Annotated in this window: 20 protein-coding genes; 8 read left to right on the forward strand and 12 right to left on the reverse strand. The window is 50.3% G+C overall.

Annotation, left to right across the window (positions count from 1 at the left end; translation table 11 throughout):
- Positions 1 to 5 precede the first annotated feature (5 nt).
- Genes CFK45_RS06525 through CFK45_RS06535 form a run of 3 tightly spaced genes read right to left on the reverse strand, consistent with a single transcriptional unit; the run spans position 6 to position 1,007 of the window.
- Complete coding sequence (locus CFK45_RS06525) at positions 6 to 347, reverse strand: phosphoribosyl-ATP diphosphatase (RefSeq protein WP_096085628.1); 342 nt, start codon at positions 345 to 347, stop codon at positions 6 to 8.
- Positions 344 to 727, reverse strand: coding sequence for a phosphoribosyl-AMP cyclohydrolase (hisI, locus tag CFK45_RS06530; RefSeq protein ID WP_096085629.1), 384 nt, complete (start codon positions 725 to 727; stop codon positions 344 to 346). Before hisI ends, CFK45_RS06525 begins: the two co-directional genes overlap by 4 nt.
- A gap of 43 nt (positions 728 to 770) precedes the next feature.
- Complete coding sequence (locus CFK45_RS06535) at positions 771 to 1,007, reverse strand: exodeoxyribonuclease VII small subunit (RefSeq protein ID WP_096085630.1); 237 nt, start codon at positions 1,005 to 1,007, stop codon at positions 771 to 773.
- Between the two features lie 183 nt (positions 1,008 to 1,190).
- On the opposite strand from CFK45_RS06535, the gene pomA reads away from it, so the two are divergent.
- From pomA to CFK45_RS06565, 6 genes are all read left to right on the forward strand, one after another.
- Positions 1,191 to 1,952, forward strand: a complete 762-nt coding sequence (pomA, locus tag CFK45_RS06540; RefSeq protein ID WP_096085631.1) for a flagellar motor protein PomA — start codon at positions 1,191 to 1,193, stop codon at positions 1,950 to 1,952.
- A gap of 2 nt (positions 1,953 to 1,954) precedes the next feature.
- Entirely contained in the window at positions 1,955 to 2,944 is a 990-nt protein-coding gene (locus CFK45_RS06545; RefSeq protein WP_096085632.1) for a flagellar motor protein MotB, read from the forward strand.
- 8 nt (positions 2,945 to 2,952) lie between these two features.
- Complete coding sequence (locus CFK45_RS06550; protein ID WP_096085633.1) at positions 2,953 to 3,516, forward strand: PilZ domain-containing protein; 564 nt, start codon at positions 2,953 to 2,955, stop codon at positions 3,514 to 3,516.
- Positions 3,517 to 4,058: 542 nt separating this feature from the next.
- Positions 4,059 to 4,655, forward strand: a complete 597-nt coding sequence (locus CFK45_RS06555; RefSeq protein WP_096085634.1) for an HNH endonuclease — start codon at positions 4,059 to 4,061, stop codon at positions 4,653 to 4,655.
- A 117-nt stretch (positions 4,656 to 4,772) separates the two neighbouring features.
- Positions 4,773 to 5,642 (forward strand): SMP-30/gluconolactonase/LRE family protein, encoded by an 870-nt coding sequence (locus CFK45_RS06560; protein ID WP_096085635.1) that lies wholly within the window; start codon positions 4,773 to 4,775, stop codon positions 5,640 to 5,642.
- 310 nt (positions 5,643 to 5,952) lie between these two features.
- Complete coding sequence (locus CFK45_RS06565) at positions 5,953 to 7,215, forward strand: EAL domain-containing protein (protein WP_096085636.1); 1,263 nt, start codon at positions 5,953 to 5,955, stop codon at positions 7,213 to 7,215.
- Here the strand turns inward: CFK45_RS06565 and rdgB are convergent.
- The 7 genes from rdgB to CFK45_RS06600 are packed head-to-tail and all read right to left on the reverse strand — an operon-like array spanning position 7,212 to position 12,152.
- Entirely contained in the window at positions 7,212 to 7,811 is a 600-nt protein-coding gene (rdgB, locus tag CFK45_RS06570; protein ID WP_096085637.1) for an RdgB/HAM1 family non-canonical purine NTP pyrophosphatase, read from the reverse strand. The two genes, CFK45_RS06565 and rdgB, sit on opposite strands and share 4 nt — an antisense overlap.
- 1 nt (position 7,812) lies before the next feature.
- On the reverse strand, positions 7,813 to 8,271 hold the full coding sequence (locus CFK45_RS06575) for a DUF4426 domain-containing protein (RefSeq protein WP_096085638.1): 459 nt from the start codon (positions 8,269 to 8,271) through the stop codon (positions 7,813 to 7,815).
- Between the two features lie 3 nt (positions 8,272 to 8,274).
- Positions 8,275 to 8,868: a methionine biosynthesis protein MetW gene (metW, locus tag CFK45_RS06580; RefSeq protein WP_096085639.1), complete on the reverse strand. Its 594-nt coding sequence runs from the start codon at positions 8,866 to 8,868 to the stop codon at positions 8,275 to 8,277.
- On the reverse strand, positions 8,859 to 10,010 hold the full coding sequence (gene metX, locus CFK45_RS06585; protein ID WP_096085754.1) for a homoserine O-succinyltransferase MetX: 1,152 nt from the start codon (positions 10,008 to 10,010) through the stop codon (positions 8,859 to 8,861). The genes metW and metX overlap by 10 nt, the downstream gene beginning before the upstream one ends.
- 1 nt (position 10,011) lies before the next feature.
- A complete protein-coding gene (locus CFK45_RS06590) occupies positions 10,012 to 10,599 on the reverse strand; it encodes a YggT family protein (RefSeq protein WP_096085640.1) in 588 nt (195 codons plus the stop codon).
- A complete protein-coding gene (proC, locus tag CFK45_RS06595) occupies positions 10,596 to 11,429 on the reverse strand; it encodes a pyrroline-5-carboxylate reductase (protein ID WP_239923598.1) in 834 nt (277 codons plus the stop codon). Before proC ends, CFK45_RS06590 begins: the two co-directional genes overlap by 4 nt.
- Positions 11,430 to 11,465: 36 nt before the next feature.
- On the reverse strand, positions 11,466 to 12,152 hold the full coding sequence (locus tag CFK45_RS06600; protein ID WP_096085642.1) for a YggS family pyridoxal phosphate-dependent enzyme: 687 nt from the start codon (positions 12,150 to 12,152) through the stop codon (positions 11,466 to 11,468).
- A 148-nt stretch (positions 12,153 to 12,300) separates the two neighbouring features.
- Between CFK45_RS06600 and CFK45_RS06605 the strand changes: the two genes are divergently transcribed.
- Both CFK45_RS06605 and CFK45_RS06610 read left to right on the forward strand, forming a co-directional pair.
- Entirely contained in the window at positions 12,301 to 13,335 is a 1,035-nt protein-coding gene (locus tag CFK45_RS06605) for a type IV pilus twitching motility protein PilT (RefSeq protein WP_096085643.1), read from the forward strand.
- A 44-nt stretch (positions 13,336 to 13,379) separates the two neighbouring features.
- Positions 13,380 to 14,522 (forward strand): PilT/PilU family type 4a pilus ATPase, encoded by a 1,143-nt coding sequence (locus tag CFK45_RS06610; RefSeq protein ID WP_096085644.1) that lies wholly within the window; start codon positions 13,380 to 13,382, stop codon positions 14,520 to 14,522.
- Between the two features lie 22 nt (positions 14,523 to 14,544).
- Here the strand turns inward: CFK45_RS06610 and ruvX are convergent, their stop codons facing one another.
- Together ruvX and CFK45_RS06620 are read right to left on the reverse strand one after the other, a co-directional pair.
- Complete coding sequence (gene ruvX, locus CFK45_RS06615; RefSeq protein ID WP_096085645.1) at positions 14,545 to 14,970, reverse strand: Holliday junction resolvase RuvX; 426 nt, start codon at positions 14,968 to 14,970, stop codon at positions 14,545 to 14,547.
- Entirely contained in the window at positions 14,970 to 15,554 is a 585-nt protein-coding gene (locus tag CFK45_RS06620; protein ID WP_096085646.1) for a YqgE/AlgH family protein, read from the reverse strand. The genes ruvX and CFK45_RS06620 overlap by 1 nt, the downstream gene beginning before the upstream one ends.
- Between the last annotated feature and the right edge of the window lie 15 nt (positions 15,555 to 15,569).

The raw sequence follows: 15,569 nt of genomic DNA on the forward strand, positions 1-15,569 counted from the left end.
CTACCTTACTTAGTTGTTGGGTTGCGAGAGGCCTTTTCTTCGAGGCCGCTCAAATCAAAACGACGGCTGAGCTCGTTCAGCACGTCTTCACTGCTACAGTCTAGGTGAGAGAGCATGACCATGGAATGAAACCATAGATCGGCAGTTTCTGCTATCAGGGCCGCTTTGTCTTCGGCACAGTGCACATCTTTTGCAGCCAATATGGTTTCAGTGGCTTCTTCACCAACTTTTTCGAGGATTTTGTTAAGCCCTTTGTGGTGTAACTGGGCAACGTAACTGCTGCCTGGCTCGCCGTTTGCCTTGCGCTCAGCGAGCACGGACTCGAGCTGGGCTAATACCTCACTCATGAGTATATATCCTTTGGGTCTTTGATAACGGCTTCAGTACTTTGCCACTGGCCATCTGTAAGGGTTTTATAAAAGCAGCTTTGCCTACCTGTGTGACAGGCGATACCGCCGAGCTGCTCGACTTCCAGCACAATCGCATCGGCGTCGCAATCGAGTTTAATGGCTTTGACTAACTGAGTGTGGCCCGAGCTCTCACCTTTGCGCCACAGTGCCTGGCGCGAGCGAGACCAGTAAGTGGCGACCATGTTCTGTGCTGTCAATTGCAAAGACTCGCGGTTCATCCAGGCCATCATCAAGATTTTTCCGCTCTGTGCATCTTGTGCAATGGCGGGGCAAAGCCCGTCGGCTGTCCATTTAATTTCGTCGAGAAAACTGCTCACCTACTACTCCGCATACTCGGGTCATGGTTGTTGCCGCGAGGCGCTATTGCTCGGGCTCAAACTCGCTCAGTGTCAACTGACCATTCTGCTCTAACAGAACCTGAACTTTTTGTTCCGCGTCATTGAGGGCCTGCTGGCACTCGCGGCTCATTTTGATGCCTTTTTCAAAGTGGCTGAGGGCTTCTTCGAGGCTGAGTTCGCCGCTTTCCAGGGCCTGCACCAGAGCCTCGAGTTGGCCGAGGTTCTGTTCAAAGTTTTTAATCGCTGCTTTTTTGCTCACGTGGGCCTCCAGAGTTGGCACGAACAATAAAGGAGGCCTGCCACGTGGTCAATGCTCAAGGCCTGCGCTTGCTCGCCGATAGCTGAATAAGCCGGTCTGAAGGCGGCAAGGTTTATAACCTAGTGCTATTTATTGACTAGACTGACATAAGAGCTTGCCTAGCTAAATAAAGAGGAGTGCATTGTGGATTTAGCAACCATTGTCGGCATCATTGGTGCGTTTGCCCTGATTGTGGTGTCGATGTTGCTCAGTGGCGAACTCGGCATGTTTGTGAATGCCCCGTCTCTTGTGATTGTAGTGGGGGGCTCGTTATTTGCGGTGATGGCGAAGTTTGGTTTGGGGCAGTTTCTCGGGGCGGCTAAAGTGGCAGGTAAGAGTTTTTCCAATAAGCTGCCGGATGTCTACGAGCTGATTGACGAGATTGTTGCCCTTGCTGATGAAGCGCGCAAAGGTGGTTTGTTGTCGCTTGAGGGCAAAGAGGTCAGCTCGGACTTTTTGCAGCGCGGCATCCAGTTGTTGGTAGACGGTCACGACCCCGATGTCGTCAAGGCTACGCTGAGCAAAGATAAAATTCAGGCCGTTGAGCGCCACAACACGGGCTCACAGATTTTTATGTCGCTCGCGGATATGGCGCCGGCGATGGGCATGATTGGCACCCTTATTGGTTTGGTGGCCATGCTGGCGAATATGGATGACCCCAAAGCAATTGGCCCGGCGATGGCGGTTGCGCTGTTAACTACGCTTTACGGGGCCGTGCTCGCCAACGCGCTCTGCGCGCCGATCGGCGAAAAGCTCAAGTTGCGTGCCGCAGAAGAAGCGATGACCAAAAGCTTGGTTATCGATGCGCTTTTAGCTATTCAGGCCGGCCAAAACCCGAGGGTGATTGACGGGGTGCTGCGCACGTATTTGCCGGAGAACAAGCGCAGCGTTGAAGGCGGCGAATAAGCGTGGTCGATGACGAAGAAGAAGGATGCGACTGCCCGCCCGGATTGCCCGCGTGGATGGGCACTTTTGCGGATTTGATGTCGCTGCTGATGTGCTTTTTTGTACTGCTACTTTCGTTTTCTGAAATGGATGCAATGAAGTTTAAGCGCCTGGCCGGTTCAATGGCTCAGGCCTTTGGCGTTCAGAATCAACTCAATGTGACCGATATCCCCAAAGGCACCAGCATTATCGCTCAGGAGTTCAGCCCCGGGCGCCCCGACCCCACACCCATCAATGAAATTTGGCAAAAAACTGAAGACATAACCGAGATGTCGCTTGAGGTTGAATGCGCCGAAGAGTTTTCTATTGAGCAGGGTGAAGATGCCGTGGATGGTGGTGTCAAAGTTCAGGTTAAACAAAAGCTTGAAGAGTTGCTTGAGTCAACTCGCGCCGACGCCTATGAGTTGGCCGGGGCGCTGAACGAGCAGATCGCTGCAGGTCAGGTTGAGCTGGAGACACGGGGGCGTTTGATTATTATCCGCATTCGAGAAAAAGGCAGTTTTATTTCCGGTTCTGCGGAAATGGCCCCGGCCTACAAAGATGTTATGCGCGAAGTTAAAAGCGTGCTGGCAATGAAAAAAGGCAAGATAGAGGTCCAGGGCCACACGGATGATATTCCGATTAACACTGCTCGTTTTCGTTCAAACTGGGAGCTGAGTTCCTCGCGTGCGGTATCTGTTGCTCATGAACTTATGCTGGGCGGCGACATTAACGAGCGCCGTTTTCAGATAAGTGGTTATGCCGATACCTTGCCGCTTGTTGCAAATGACAGTTCGGAAAACCGTGCGCGAAATCGTCGCGTTGAAATTTTGGTGAAGCAAGGGCTTGAGGATGAGCTTGGTGAGGGCGATCTCAAGCTCCTGAAAGAAGACAAAGAAGGCCAGGATATCTTGCGGGAGCTTGATCTTGAGCCCGAATATCTTTTTGATCTCGATCCCGATGAAATTTTTTAGGGGTGACAATGAAAGACAGTGAGCGCCGCCGATATTTTAGGATCAATGACAGCATAGGTTTGACTGTTAAAACCTTAAATGAGAAAGAGCTAAGTGCGAGTAACTCTGCATTTTCGATGAACCCTTTGCGCCTGATTCACGACGGTGATGAAGAGCTGGAAAAACTAATTTTGGCGCTCGAATCGTCGAGTCCGGAACTCGCCAGGCTCGCCAGCCTGTTAAATCAAAAAATTGAACGGGTTGCGAATTTATTGGCTATGGAAAGTGATCTGCTTGATCATATCGATGAGCGCGTACAGCAGGTAAATATCAGCGCTTGTGGTTTAGCTTTTAACTACCACCAGGCGCTGCTAAATAACACCATGCTGGAACTAAGCATGCACCTTTTTCCAGAGCAGAAAAAAATACACAGCCGGGCTAATGTTGTGCACTGTGAAAAAGCGGAAAACGGCCTGTGGTGGGTGCGCGTAGATTTTGTTGCAATGGACAAAGACGACCAGGAACTTCTAATTCAACACATCGTTCGCAATCAAGGAGCCATGCTAAGAGAGCGGGCCTTGCAGAAGCGCTAACAGAAGGCTGCGTGGTAAAGCCCTCTATTTTATTGTTAACGACCCGGCGATGGTCAAGATACCAAAGTGGTATATATAAAAATAATCTGAAAAGACGATATATTTCCCGCCATTATACGATTCGATTATCCATTCCTGCCACGTAATTAAAGTGTCATTATAAAAACGTGAAAATAGCTTGACTCGTTATTAAAGACGCGTCATATTTTGTAAAACGCCTTGGAATGGAGGGTCTAGTTTTCAACTACCTACGCCACGCTCAAGGGCGGGCCTCGGTCGCCGTGACTTTGCTTAGAAATTTATGCGGTCACGATCCTGAGTTGCCGAGTTTTACAAGCCGCCCCGCTTTGTCACTGCCGCAGTCCTCCTGTTCGGCACAACAGACTTCCCTCCCCCCAAATTTTATTCAGACCCTGTCGCATCGACGACAATTAAAGCCTCCAGAACTACATCTTCTGCCGTCGTCAAAAAGACCTAGAGGCCGTTTTGAACCCAGCATCACCCTGTTGAAAAAGAAATGGTCATAACATGAGGTAATTGAGATGGAGGCTAAAATTCTTCGATTAAATATGGCCGGTCAACCGGTGGAGTGGTTGCATTGGAAAGAGGCTGTAAATTTATATGCTCGCGAACTTATTGCCTGGTCTTTGGGGGGCGTAGTAAAGCGAGTTCACGGTGGTCGTTCGCGCTTTAGTGGCTGCCAAACGTTTATTGATCTTCCCGCAATTGTTGCGAGTGATGGCGAGCGCCTGGCTCAAGCCAAAACTATCCCGCCTTTGACCAATGCCGGGCTTTTTCGTCGTGACAACGGCCAGTGCCTTTACTGTGGTCATTATTTTGATTATGCCGAATTAAGCCGCGATCATGTGTTTCCCTCTAGCAGAGGGGGGGAAGATCGTTGGGAAAATGTAGTTGCCGCTTGTTTGCGTTGTAATCAGCGCAAGGGTAATCATTTACTTGAAGATATTGATATGGATCTTCTGGCTCTGCCTTATCGGCCAAACCCCTACGAATATCTTGCGCTAATAAACAATGATCGCATTCGCGGTGATCAAATGGCCTATCTTCGGCCTCAGTTTAAACGCTACAGTGGCAAGCTAATTGGAGCGCGAGGAAACAGTTTTAGTTTACGATTTTAAGTTTACTACTTGTCGAATTCCGTACCTTTGCCGGCTTGTTGTACAGCCGGCTTTCTTTCATCTGCATAGCTCATTAAACTAGCGCGCTCAAATCCCCCTAACTACTGGAAGCTCAGTATGTCTCAAGTTGAACTTGCCCTGGATGCCCAGGCCGCGCTCGGTGAATGCCCTCGTTGGAACGCCGATGATCAAAAGTTGTATTGGATCGATATCAATAAATTTCAGTTGCACAGATTTGATCCTGATACGGCCAGCGATGAGTTTCTCCAGTTTGAAGAGGAAATAGGCTGTTTCGCTTTCCGCGAACAAGGCGGGTTTTTGTTGGCAATGCGCAGCGGCTATTATTTGCTCGATGGCTGGAATACTGAGCTCACGTTTATTAGTGACCCAGAAGCGGATCTTGAGCAGACTCGGTTTAATGACGGTCGCTGTGATGCCAAGGGGCGCCTATTTGCTGGGTCGTATTACCCGCCAAAAGATTACGACGGCGCCAATCTCTGGAGTCTCGATGCCAATAAACAAGTTGAGCTTATCGCGGATGACCTACTGACAACCAATGGTATCGCCTGGAGCCCGGACAACAGCGTATTTTATTACAGCGATACACCCAAGCACATTATCTATGCCTGCGACTACGAGCTCGATACAGGTAAAGTCGGTGAGCGCCGCACTTTCTGTGAATTCCCTCATGGCAAGGGCCGGCCCGACGGTGCATCAGTTGATGTAGAAGGTTACTACTGGGCTGCCCTGTACGAAGGAGGACGCATCGTTCGTATTAGTCCGGATGGTGAAATCGTGCAAGAGATTGCAGTGCCGGCGCGTTGCCCGACTATGGTTGCCTTTGGTGGTGAAGATATGAAAACACTTTATATCACCAGTGCCGGAGGGCGACCCGATGAAGAGCTAAAAGATTTCCCTCATCCGGGTGGGATATTTAAGCTGCGGGTTGATGTTGCCGGTATTAAAGAAAACAAATTCCCGGCCTAATTTTTTAGGGGCAGCAATGTATTCGTTTGCTGCCCCTGCGCCGTGCTTCCTCTCTGTCTTTTACCCTTCTTCAGTTGCTGTTGTGCGCTTTGTTGTGATTTTTGTGCGCCCTAACCGTATGCATAGATGTTTATCAAATAGCATTTATTTATTTTTTTTGCGAACTGTTATTGTTTTTGATGCATAGCTTGCAAGCTTGTATTTCTCGCCGCATTAATTTCGGTAGGATATTTACCGGAAGTACAGTTTTTTGAAATTGGTGGTGTCTCAGTATCAGTTGCTACCTTTTGTCTATTTATAAAAAGTGCACATGTTTAAATTTGAGTCCTTGCCTGAGCATATTTGTGATAGCCGCAAGCGGCAACGCCAAGCCGTTGAATTAGGCGATAGGGCGCCTGCCTTATTTCCTTATTTTCAAGCCATTGTTGATGTTAGAAGCTCAGCTATTGTTGGTTACGAATGCCTTGCGCGCATGAACAATCAGGAAAACAAGGCTGTCAGCGCCGCCTGGTTATTTGAAGACCAGTCACTGAGCTTTGAAGAGCGCCGTCGAGCCGATCGTTTGGTGCGAGAACAGGCTTTGAAACGTTTTGCGTCTGACAAAACTGCAGGCCTGCTTTTTTTAAATATCAGCCCGCGCTGGGTAACAGAGGCAAAGCTTAATACCCAGTTAAACAGCTTACGCATGATTGATAAGCTCGGTTTAGACCCTCGCCGAGTGGTGGTTGAAATTACCGAGCTCGGCGGCAATATGAAATCGCTGGCTGCGGCAATAAAAGCCTATAAGCGCGCAGGTCTTAAAGTCGCTATCGATGATTTTGGTGCGGGTGCTTCGCAATTAGACAGGCTGTTGTGTCTCGAACCAGATTATTTAAAGTTAGATATGGGCCTATTTAAACGTGCGGCATACAACACATCTTCGTCGAGGTTGCTGATGGCTCTGGCGCCGTTTGCTGAGCACAGTAGTTGTGAAATTATTTGTGAAGGTGTTGAAACAGAGCAGGAGTATCATTTTGCTTTAGAGTGCGGTGCTCAATACGTACAGGGCTGGTTAATGGCCCCTGCGCAGGCGGAACTTCTGCCGCAGCATCACTGTTATGAGTTGAACAAAAAAAATCAGCGAAGCTATCTACAGAGAAAAAAGCAGAAAATTCGCAGCAGTGTTGAAGTGGAAAATCAACTTAGGTCTTGTGTAAAAACAATTAAAAGAGCCATCGAAATAGATGCTTTATATGAGCTAGATGCAAAGTCATTGGCTGCTGATGGGGTTCTGCGATTTTGCTTGTACAGCGAAGATGCTGAGCAAATCTCTGCTCGCTATAATGTGCTGGGTGGGCATTTAAGTTGCGATTACCCAAGAGCTAGCTGGTGTTGGGCTCATCGACCTTATTTATCAGTGGTAATGGATGTCGCCAGTCAGTCGCGGGGTAGCTACTGCTTGTCGCAAAGCTATTTTGATACGCAGGCCCAGGTTTTGTGCAAGGCCTGGGCGGCTAAGTTAGATGACGGACGCATCATCTTGCTTGATTGTGTTGCTGCGGAAACAACCCTGTTCTGCGAAGAAAAGAGCTAAAAATCTCTGCTCTTTAAAGCCTCCATAAGTGCAATACTGGCAATTGCACGATGACTGATGCGGTTTTTTTCGTGTTTATCGAGCTCCGCCGATGTGCACTGATGGCTGTCTAGCCAGAACAGTGGGTCGTAACCAAAACCACCTTCGCCACGAGTCTCGGTAAGTATTTTCCCTTCCCAGGATCCCTGAGCAATGATTGGCGTCGGGTCATCTTTATGTCGCATAAAAACTAATACGCATTGATAGCGCGCGCTGCGCTGCGCTTCTGGTACCTCGGCTAGGGCTTCGAGTAATTTGATATTGTTCTTGCTGTCGTCGGCATTTGCGCCTGCATAGCGGGCAGAATAGATACCGGGTGCCCCATTTAAGGCATCAACCTCAATGCCGCTGTCATCGGCAAGTGCGGGCAGCCCGCTGCATGCTGCGGCGTGTCTGGCTTTGATAATGGCGTTTTCCACAAAGCTGAGACCAGTTTCATCGGCATCACTAATTGCAAGCTGTTTTTGCGGTATTAGCTGCCTGTCAAATTGCGCAAATAATTTGCTCAGTTCATTTAGCTTGCCTTGATTGCCGCTGGCCAACACTACTTTTTTCATTTTAATCGCTATAAAGTTTTTTATTGAAGTTCACATTCAGCGTTTCGTTACTGCCGTCGGGTGTCACCTTGAGTTCAAAGTGCACGACCTCTTCGCCATTGATGCGCACAGGGGCGATATAATAAACAGCGTTTTTTTCTTTGATTTCTATAAAATCCAGTTTTTTACTTTGCTGAAGCAGGTTGCGTACGCGACCGTTAATATCCGCAGCGATGCTCTGCATAGGTTTATTATTATTGTAAATACTTACATTAATAAGGCTTTCATAAGCGCTCCGTTTAATTCCGTAAATCTTTGCTACATCAGCGGGAATAAAGGTGCTGTTAAAAACGCTGTAGTGCACGCTGTACTGGTCAAAGTCTGAGTGGCTTTGAGGGGCTTTGATGTCAGCAAGGGCTGCTGGGGCAGCAACAAGCAATATTGCGCACCAGGCTGCGAGCAATTTTCGTAGGGGGTTCATTATTTAATCCTTGCTTACGCGATAGAGCGCTGTTTCACCAAATAAGTTTGGGCACATGCCTCGAAGTGACTGCCCCCAGGAATTTGTCGCTATCACTTCACGATTGATTACGCGAGCGCCGATGTCTTTACACATCTGATCAAAATCTTTAAATGTACAAAAGTGAATATTGGGCGTGTTGTACCACTCGTACGGAAGCAGGTCACTGACTGGCATGCGCCCTTTAGTCGCGAGCATGAGGCGTGCTTTCCAGTGGCCAAAATTAGGGAAGGTAATAATGCATTCCCGGCCGACTCTCAACATTTCTGCTAAGGCTTGGTCGGGGCGCTTTAGTGTTTGAATTGCCTGGCTCATAATTACCGTATCGAAGCGCTTATCCGCAAAACTCGACAGCCCGCCTTCTATATCAAACTCAATTACGTTGACATCATTTTGCACGCAGCGAAGAATTTTTTCGGGGTCAATTTCAAGGCCGTAACCGTGAGTGTTTTTTTCTTGCTCCAGGCGCTTTAGTAATACACCGTCACCGCAGCCGAGGTCGAGAACCTGACTGCCGTTTGCAACCCAATTTGCAACAATGCTGTAATCTAGCCGCATTGGCTTACCTTATTCATATAATTTTTAAATATGTCTTCATAGCGCGCTTGATTGGCAACTAAAAAAGCGTCGTGACCGTAGTGGCTTTCGATTTCTGCATAGACAACGTCTTTGTTTGCCTGCATTAAAGCATCGACTATTTCTCGTGAGCGCTCGGGGGCAAAACGCCAGTCGGAAGTGAAAGAAATGACCAGGAATTTGCATTTGGCGTGGCTAAAGGCTTCAGCGGCATCATTATTGTACTCGCGGGCCAGGTCAAAATAATCAAGCGCCTTAGTCATCAAAATATATGTATTTGCATCAAAGGCGGTTGAGAACTTACTGCCCTGGTAGCGAAGATAGCTTTCTATTTGAAATTCAACAGGTTCTTCTGTGCCCTGGGCAAAGGTCCCTGAGCGCAGTTCCCTGCCAAATTTTTTGCCCATGCCATCATCGGACAAATAAGTGATGTGGCCGATCATTCGGGCGACACCGAGACCGCGAGCGGGCAGGGTGTTCTGCTCTAGGTAATCGCCGCCACAAAAATTGGGGTCGCTCTGAATGGCGCTGCGCGCAGTCTCGTTAAAGGCTATATTTTGCGCGGTCAGCTTCATCGATGAGGCGATAACTACACAGTGGCGCAAGCGCTGCGGGTACTCGAGTGCCCAGCGCATTGCCTGCATGCCTCCCAAGCTGCCGCCGACCACCGCGGCCCATTGCTCGATGCCCAGTTTATCTGCCAGGCGCGCCTGACTGTGTACCCAGTCGCGCACGCGAAGGTGGGGGAAGTCTGAGCCCCAGATCTTGCCATTTTCAGGGTTGATAGACGAGGGCCCGGTTGAGCCGTTGCAGCCGCCGAGATTGTTTGGGCAGATAATAAAAAACTTATCGGTATCCAGAGCTTTACCGGGGCCAACGTAGGCATCCCACCAGCCGGGTTTTTTATCTTCGGCGCTGTTGTAGCCGGCCAGATGTTGATTGCCGCTTAGCGCATGGCAGACCAAGATTGCATTGCTTTTGCTCTCATTGAGTTGCCCGTAACTTTCGTAAACCAGGTCGTAACTTTGCAAAGCGCGGCCACAGGCGAGCTCCAGCGCTTCATCAAAGTGCATGGTTTGGGCACTGACAATGCCAACGCTATCTGCGGGAATGGATTCTGGCATATTAAAAACCGACAACTAAATTGGGGATGAGACGCACACTGACGGCAGTGGCGTAGACGAGCTTTTGCAGTATCACCATGCCCATGCCGATAAACATCACTGAAAAATCCAGGCCGCCAAGCGCGGGAATAATTTTTCTAACGGGGTCTACAATCGGCGCCATAAGCTGATGCACCAATAGCAATAACGGGTGGCGGCTGTGCGGTGCAACAAAGCTTGATATGACCATGACAATGATGCACGCAAATACGATGTAGCAAACGATATTGAGTATGCCGAGTGTACCCCAGAGCAGTAGTTGCAAAGGGCTGTACCAGCTTTGGAAAAGTATCAGGCAAAGCAGCTCACTGATGAATAATTGTACCAACAAGGCGAGCACAACAGCGGCGAGATCGACACCGAAGATGCCGGGAATAATACGCCGAAGTGGAATAAGTAACGGGTTGGTGATTTTTACAATAGCCTGTGAAAACGGGTTGTAAAAATCTGCGCGGGCGAGCTGGAGAAAAAAGCGCAGGATAACAAACAGCAAAAACAAGCTGCCGAGGCTGCCGACAATAAAAGTCAGGATGTCTTGCGTAGTACTCATGGTTTTTTTCCTAGTTGGTCAGATAGTTCGACGGCGCGTTCGGCGCAGGCTTGCATGGCTTTTTCAACCGTCTTGCGCAAGCCCTCTTGTTCAAAACAGTTGATGGCGCGCTCGGTTGTGCCGTTGGGGGAGGTCACTTGGCGGCGAAGCTCCGCGACGTCGATGTCGCTGCTATAAGCGAGTTCAGCAGCGCCACGCGCTGTTTGTATCGCCAGCGATGCGGCTGTTTGTTGGTCTAGGCCGAGCTTGCAGCCGGCTTCTTTCATGGCTTCAATAAACAAGAAAAAATATGCCGGGCCACTGCCGCTGACGGCAGTGACGGCATCGATTAGCTCTTCGCTATCGACGTGCTGGCATAGCCCCACTGCTTCAAGTACAGCACTTGCTTGATCGCGCTGCGCCGTTGAACACAGTTTGTTGCAATACAAACCGCTGGCACCGAGACCTATTGCAGAGGGGGTATTGGGCATGCTGCGGGCAATGGCGAAATCTCCGAGCCAATACTGCAGGCTGTCGCTGCGTATGCCGGCGGCCACACTTAAAACCAGGGTGCCGGGCTCAAGTTCACTTTTAATTTCTTCGCAGAGTGTTTGCAGTCGCTGCGGTTTTACCGCCAGTACAACAATATCGGCGTGCTTGACCGCATTTTTGTTGTCGGTACCGCAATCGATGCCCAGTTTTTCGCTAACGCGTCTAGCGCTTTCGGCGCTGGCGGTGGTTGCGCACAGTTGCGAATGGGTAAGCCCCTGCTTTAGCAGGCCGTTGATAATTGCTTGGGCCATGTTGCCGGCGCCGAGGAAGCTCAATTTGAGCGCTGGATTTAGAGACACAGTGTGATCCGAGTGATTCATTTAGACAGTGGTGGTTTAGCTGCGCGGGCCAAAAAGTGCGCTGCCAATTCTAACAATTGTGGCGCCTTCGGCAATTGCTGCATCCATATCCGCGCTCATGCCCATTGATAGAGTATCCATATTTAGCTGGTTCTGTGCATTGATCTTATGCATAAGCTCGCGCGCTTGGGCAAAGATTGTACGCTGGGCCTTGTAGTTGTTGCGCTGCTTGGGAATGAGCATCAAGCCGCGCAGCTGAATGTTATCAAGCCCGTTAATCTGACGGCAAAGTTCGCTGGCATGTTTTGCCTGGACGCCGGCTTTGCTGTCTTCGTTGTCGAGATTCAGCTGGACACAAACTTGCAGTGGCGCTTTATTTTGGTCGCGCTGCTCGCTTAATCTCTGAGCGACTTTGAGCCTGTCGACGCTGTGTACCCAGTCAAAGTGCTCGGCGATGGCGCGTGTTTTATTGGATTGAATCGGGCCGATAAAGTGCCAGCGCAGCTTGAAATCTGCGAGCAGTTTTTGGTGGGCGAGTGCTTCTTGCAGGTAGTTTTCACCAAAATCAATCAGGCCCGATGTCGCCGCTTCGAGCAATTTTTCATCACTTTGTTTTTTACTTACTCCGAGTAGAGTGATTTCGTTGGCATTCCGTTCGCTAGAGCAAGCCGCAGCTTGTATCTGATTTTGGAGTTGCGATAGTGTGTCGTTTATTCTGTGCATATACTGATAGTTGCTAAGAGCTCTCTCGGGAGCATTATTGTGCTCGATTCAGCCTGAATTTTCTCGTTCCAGGCTTTTTATTAAAACCCATTGTTTAGCGCAAGGCGCGTTAAACCGGCCCGAGTGGGCCAGACGTCAGAGGCAAGTTATGGATATTACGGAGTTACTCGCTTTTTCTGCCAAGCAGGGCGCGTCGGATTTGCATCTAAGTGCCGGTTTGCCGCCGATGATCCGCGTAGATGGCGATGTGCGCCGAATCAATGTGCCACCAATGAAGCACAAACAAGTTCACGGTCTGATCTATGAGATCATGAACGATAAACAGCGCAAAGACTACGAAGAGTTCCTCGAAACCGATTTTTCATTTGAAGTGCCTGGTGTCGCCCGCTTCAGGGTAAATGCCTTTAACCAGCACCGCGGCGCCGGAGCCGTATTTCGTACGATTCCATCGAAGGTATTGACGATGGAAGAGCTGGGCATGGGGCAAGTGTTTAGAGATATCTGCGCCGTACCGCGAGGCTTGGTGTTGGTGACGGGGCCAACCGGCTCCGGTAAGTCAACGACCCTTGCGGCGATGATGGACTTTATTAACGAGTCTAAATACGAACATATTCTGACCATCGAAGACCCCATCGAATTTGTGCACGAAAGTAAAAAGTGCCTGGTGAACCAGCGCGAGGTGCACAAAGATACGCACGGGTTTGCTGAAGCTCTGCGCTCGGCTTTGCGTGAAGACCCCGATATTATTCTTGTTGGTGAGATGCGAGATCTGGAAACTATTCGCCTGGCCCTGACGGCAGCGGAGACGGGGCACTTGGTATTTGGCACCTTGCACACCACGTCTGCGGCAAAAACGATTGACCGGGTTGTCGACGTCTTCCCAGCGGCGGAAAAAGACATGGTGCGCTCCATGCTCTCTGAGTCACTGCAGGCGGTTATTTCGCAGACGCTGCTGAAGCGTTCGGGTGGTGGCCGGGTCGCCGCACATGAAATTATGCGCGGTACACCGGCCATTCGTAACTTGATTCGTGAAGACAAGGTCGCGCAAATGTACTCTGCCATTCAGACTGGCGGTTCACTTGGCATGCAGACTATGGATCAGTGCCTCGCTGACTTGGTGGAGCGCCGTATTGTTACCCGCGATATCGCCAAAGAAAAAGCAAAGATGCCCGAAAACTTCTAACACGGTCTAAATTATAAAAAGCTGCTGAGCTACGGGAAAAAATTATGGAACTCGATCGCCTGCTGTCACTGATGGTTGAGAAAAAAGCCTCGGATCTGTTTATTACTGCAGGCGTTCCGCCATCCATTAAGGTGCACGGCCGCATTGTGCCGGTCAGTTCAACTCCTCTGTCGCCGGAAAAAGCGCGAGAGACGGTGCTGTCGGTGATGAACGAGCGCCAGCGCAAAGAGTTTGTCGAAAACAAAGAGTTGAACTTTGCCATCTCCGCCCGCGGTGTCGGCCGCTTTCGTACATCGGCGTTTTTCCAGCGCAATCTCGCCGGCATGGTGTTGCGGCGGATTGAAACTCAGATCCCCCAGATCGATGAGCTCGGCCTGCCTGAGGTAATCAAAGAGCTGGCCATGACCAAGCGCGGCCTGGTGATTTTTGTTGGGGCGACTGGAACCGGTAAATCAACCTCGCTGGCGGCGATGATCGGCCACCGCAATCGCAATTCAAAGGGCCATATTATTTCGATTGAGGACCCGATTGAATTTATCCATCAGCACGACGGCTGTGTAATTACTCAGCGCGAAGTCGGTATTGATACTGAGAGTTTTGAAATTGCTCTGAAAAATACCCTGCGTCAGGCTCCGGATGTTATCCTCATTGGCGAGGTGCGTTCACGCGAGACCATGGATCACGCTATCGCGTTTGCTGAAACTGGTCACCTTTGCCTCTGTACTTTGCACGCGAACAATGCCAACCAGGCGCTCGATCGCATTATTCACTTCTTCCCGGCCGATCGCCACGAGCAGCTGTGGATGGATTTGAGCTTGAACCTCAAGGGCATTGTCGCTCAGCAGTTGGTGCCTACCCCCGATGGCAATGGTCGCCGAGCTTGTCTCGAAGTCTTTTTAAATACGCCGCTGGCTTCGGATTTAATTCGCAAAGGCGCCGTGCACGAGCTTAAAGACTTGATGAAGCGCTCGACCGAGGTCGGCATGCAAACCTTTGATCAGGCGCTGTATGAGTTGTACGACGCCGGTGAGATCACCTATGAGGATGCCTTGAGTCATGCGGATTCACCGAATGATCTGCGCCTGCGCATCAAACTCGGCTCGGAGACAGATTCCGAATACTTGTCGAATGCAGCGGATGAGCTTGAGGTTGAGGCCGAAGATACAGGCGGTTTCCGCCGCTTTTAAACTCGGAGCTGACCGGGGCCAATCAGTGGCCCTGATTCCACCAATCCTCAATTAATACGCTGGCGGCCAGTGAGTCGATTGGGCGCTCGCCGTAATTTCCCCTGTGGCCCTGGCTAAGGGCAATTTCTTTGGCTTCTCGGGTGCTCAAGCGCTCATCAACCATACTCACTTGCACGCCATAACGCCCGTGCAGACGATTGCCGAACTTTCTCGCGCGCGCGCTCATGTCGCTGTCAGTGCCGTCCATATTCAAGGGCAGGCCGACGAGTACGCGAGATGGTTTCCATTCATCCAGTAGCGCGGATACAAGTTTCCAGTCGGGTACACCGTCGCGCGCTTTCAGTGCTTGTAGAGGGCGGGCGCTGTGGCTGAGGGCTTGGCCTATGGCGACACCAATGTTTTTCAGGCCGTAATCAAAGGCCAGAACATAACCGTTGTCGTGTTGCATTAGGCGTGGCCGGCAGCGGAAGAGATTAAGTTGAGATCGACACCGAGGGCTTGCGCGGCGGCATTCCAGCGCTGCTCTGTCGGTGTATCAAAGATAATGGCATTGTCTGCAGGCATGGTCAGCCACATATTGTTACTGAGCTCTTCTTCGAGCTGTCCTGCACTCCAGCCTGCGTAACCAAGTGCGAGTTGTGCACCGCTTGGGCCCTGGTTATTGGCCATGGCTTCGACTATATCTTTGGAGGCTGTTAAGCAGATATCGGGGGTGATGCGCAGGGTGCTTTCCCAGTGGCCTTCGTCGCGATGCAGCACCAGGCCCTGTTGAGAATTAACTGGGCCGCCAGCTAACACATGGGCGTCACTTAGCGCGGGGCTGCTTTCGAGCTGCAGTTGCTGGAAAACGTCGCTTAAGTTGATGCCGAGGGGCTGGTTGATAATAAGGCCCATCGCGCCATTTTTATTGTGGTCACAGATAAAGGTGAGGCTGTGAGAAAAAAGGGAGTCGTCAAGGCCCGGCATGGCAATCAAAAACTGATTGCGCAGGCTCTCGCACTTATCGATCGTAAAGCTGGTTTTCTCGGTCATAATACGCTCCCGTTA

The organism is Agaribacterium haliotis (assembly GCF_002312815.1).
GTDB classification, from domain to species: Bacteria; Pseudomonadota; Gammaproteobacteria; order Pseudomonadales; family Cellvibrionaceae; genus Agaribacterium; species Agaribacterium haliotis.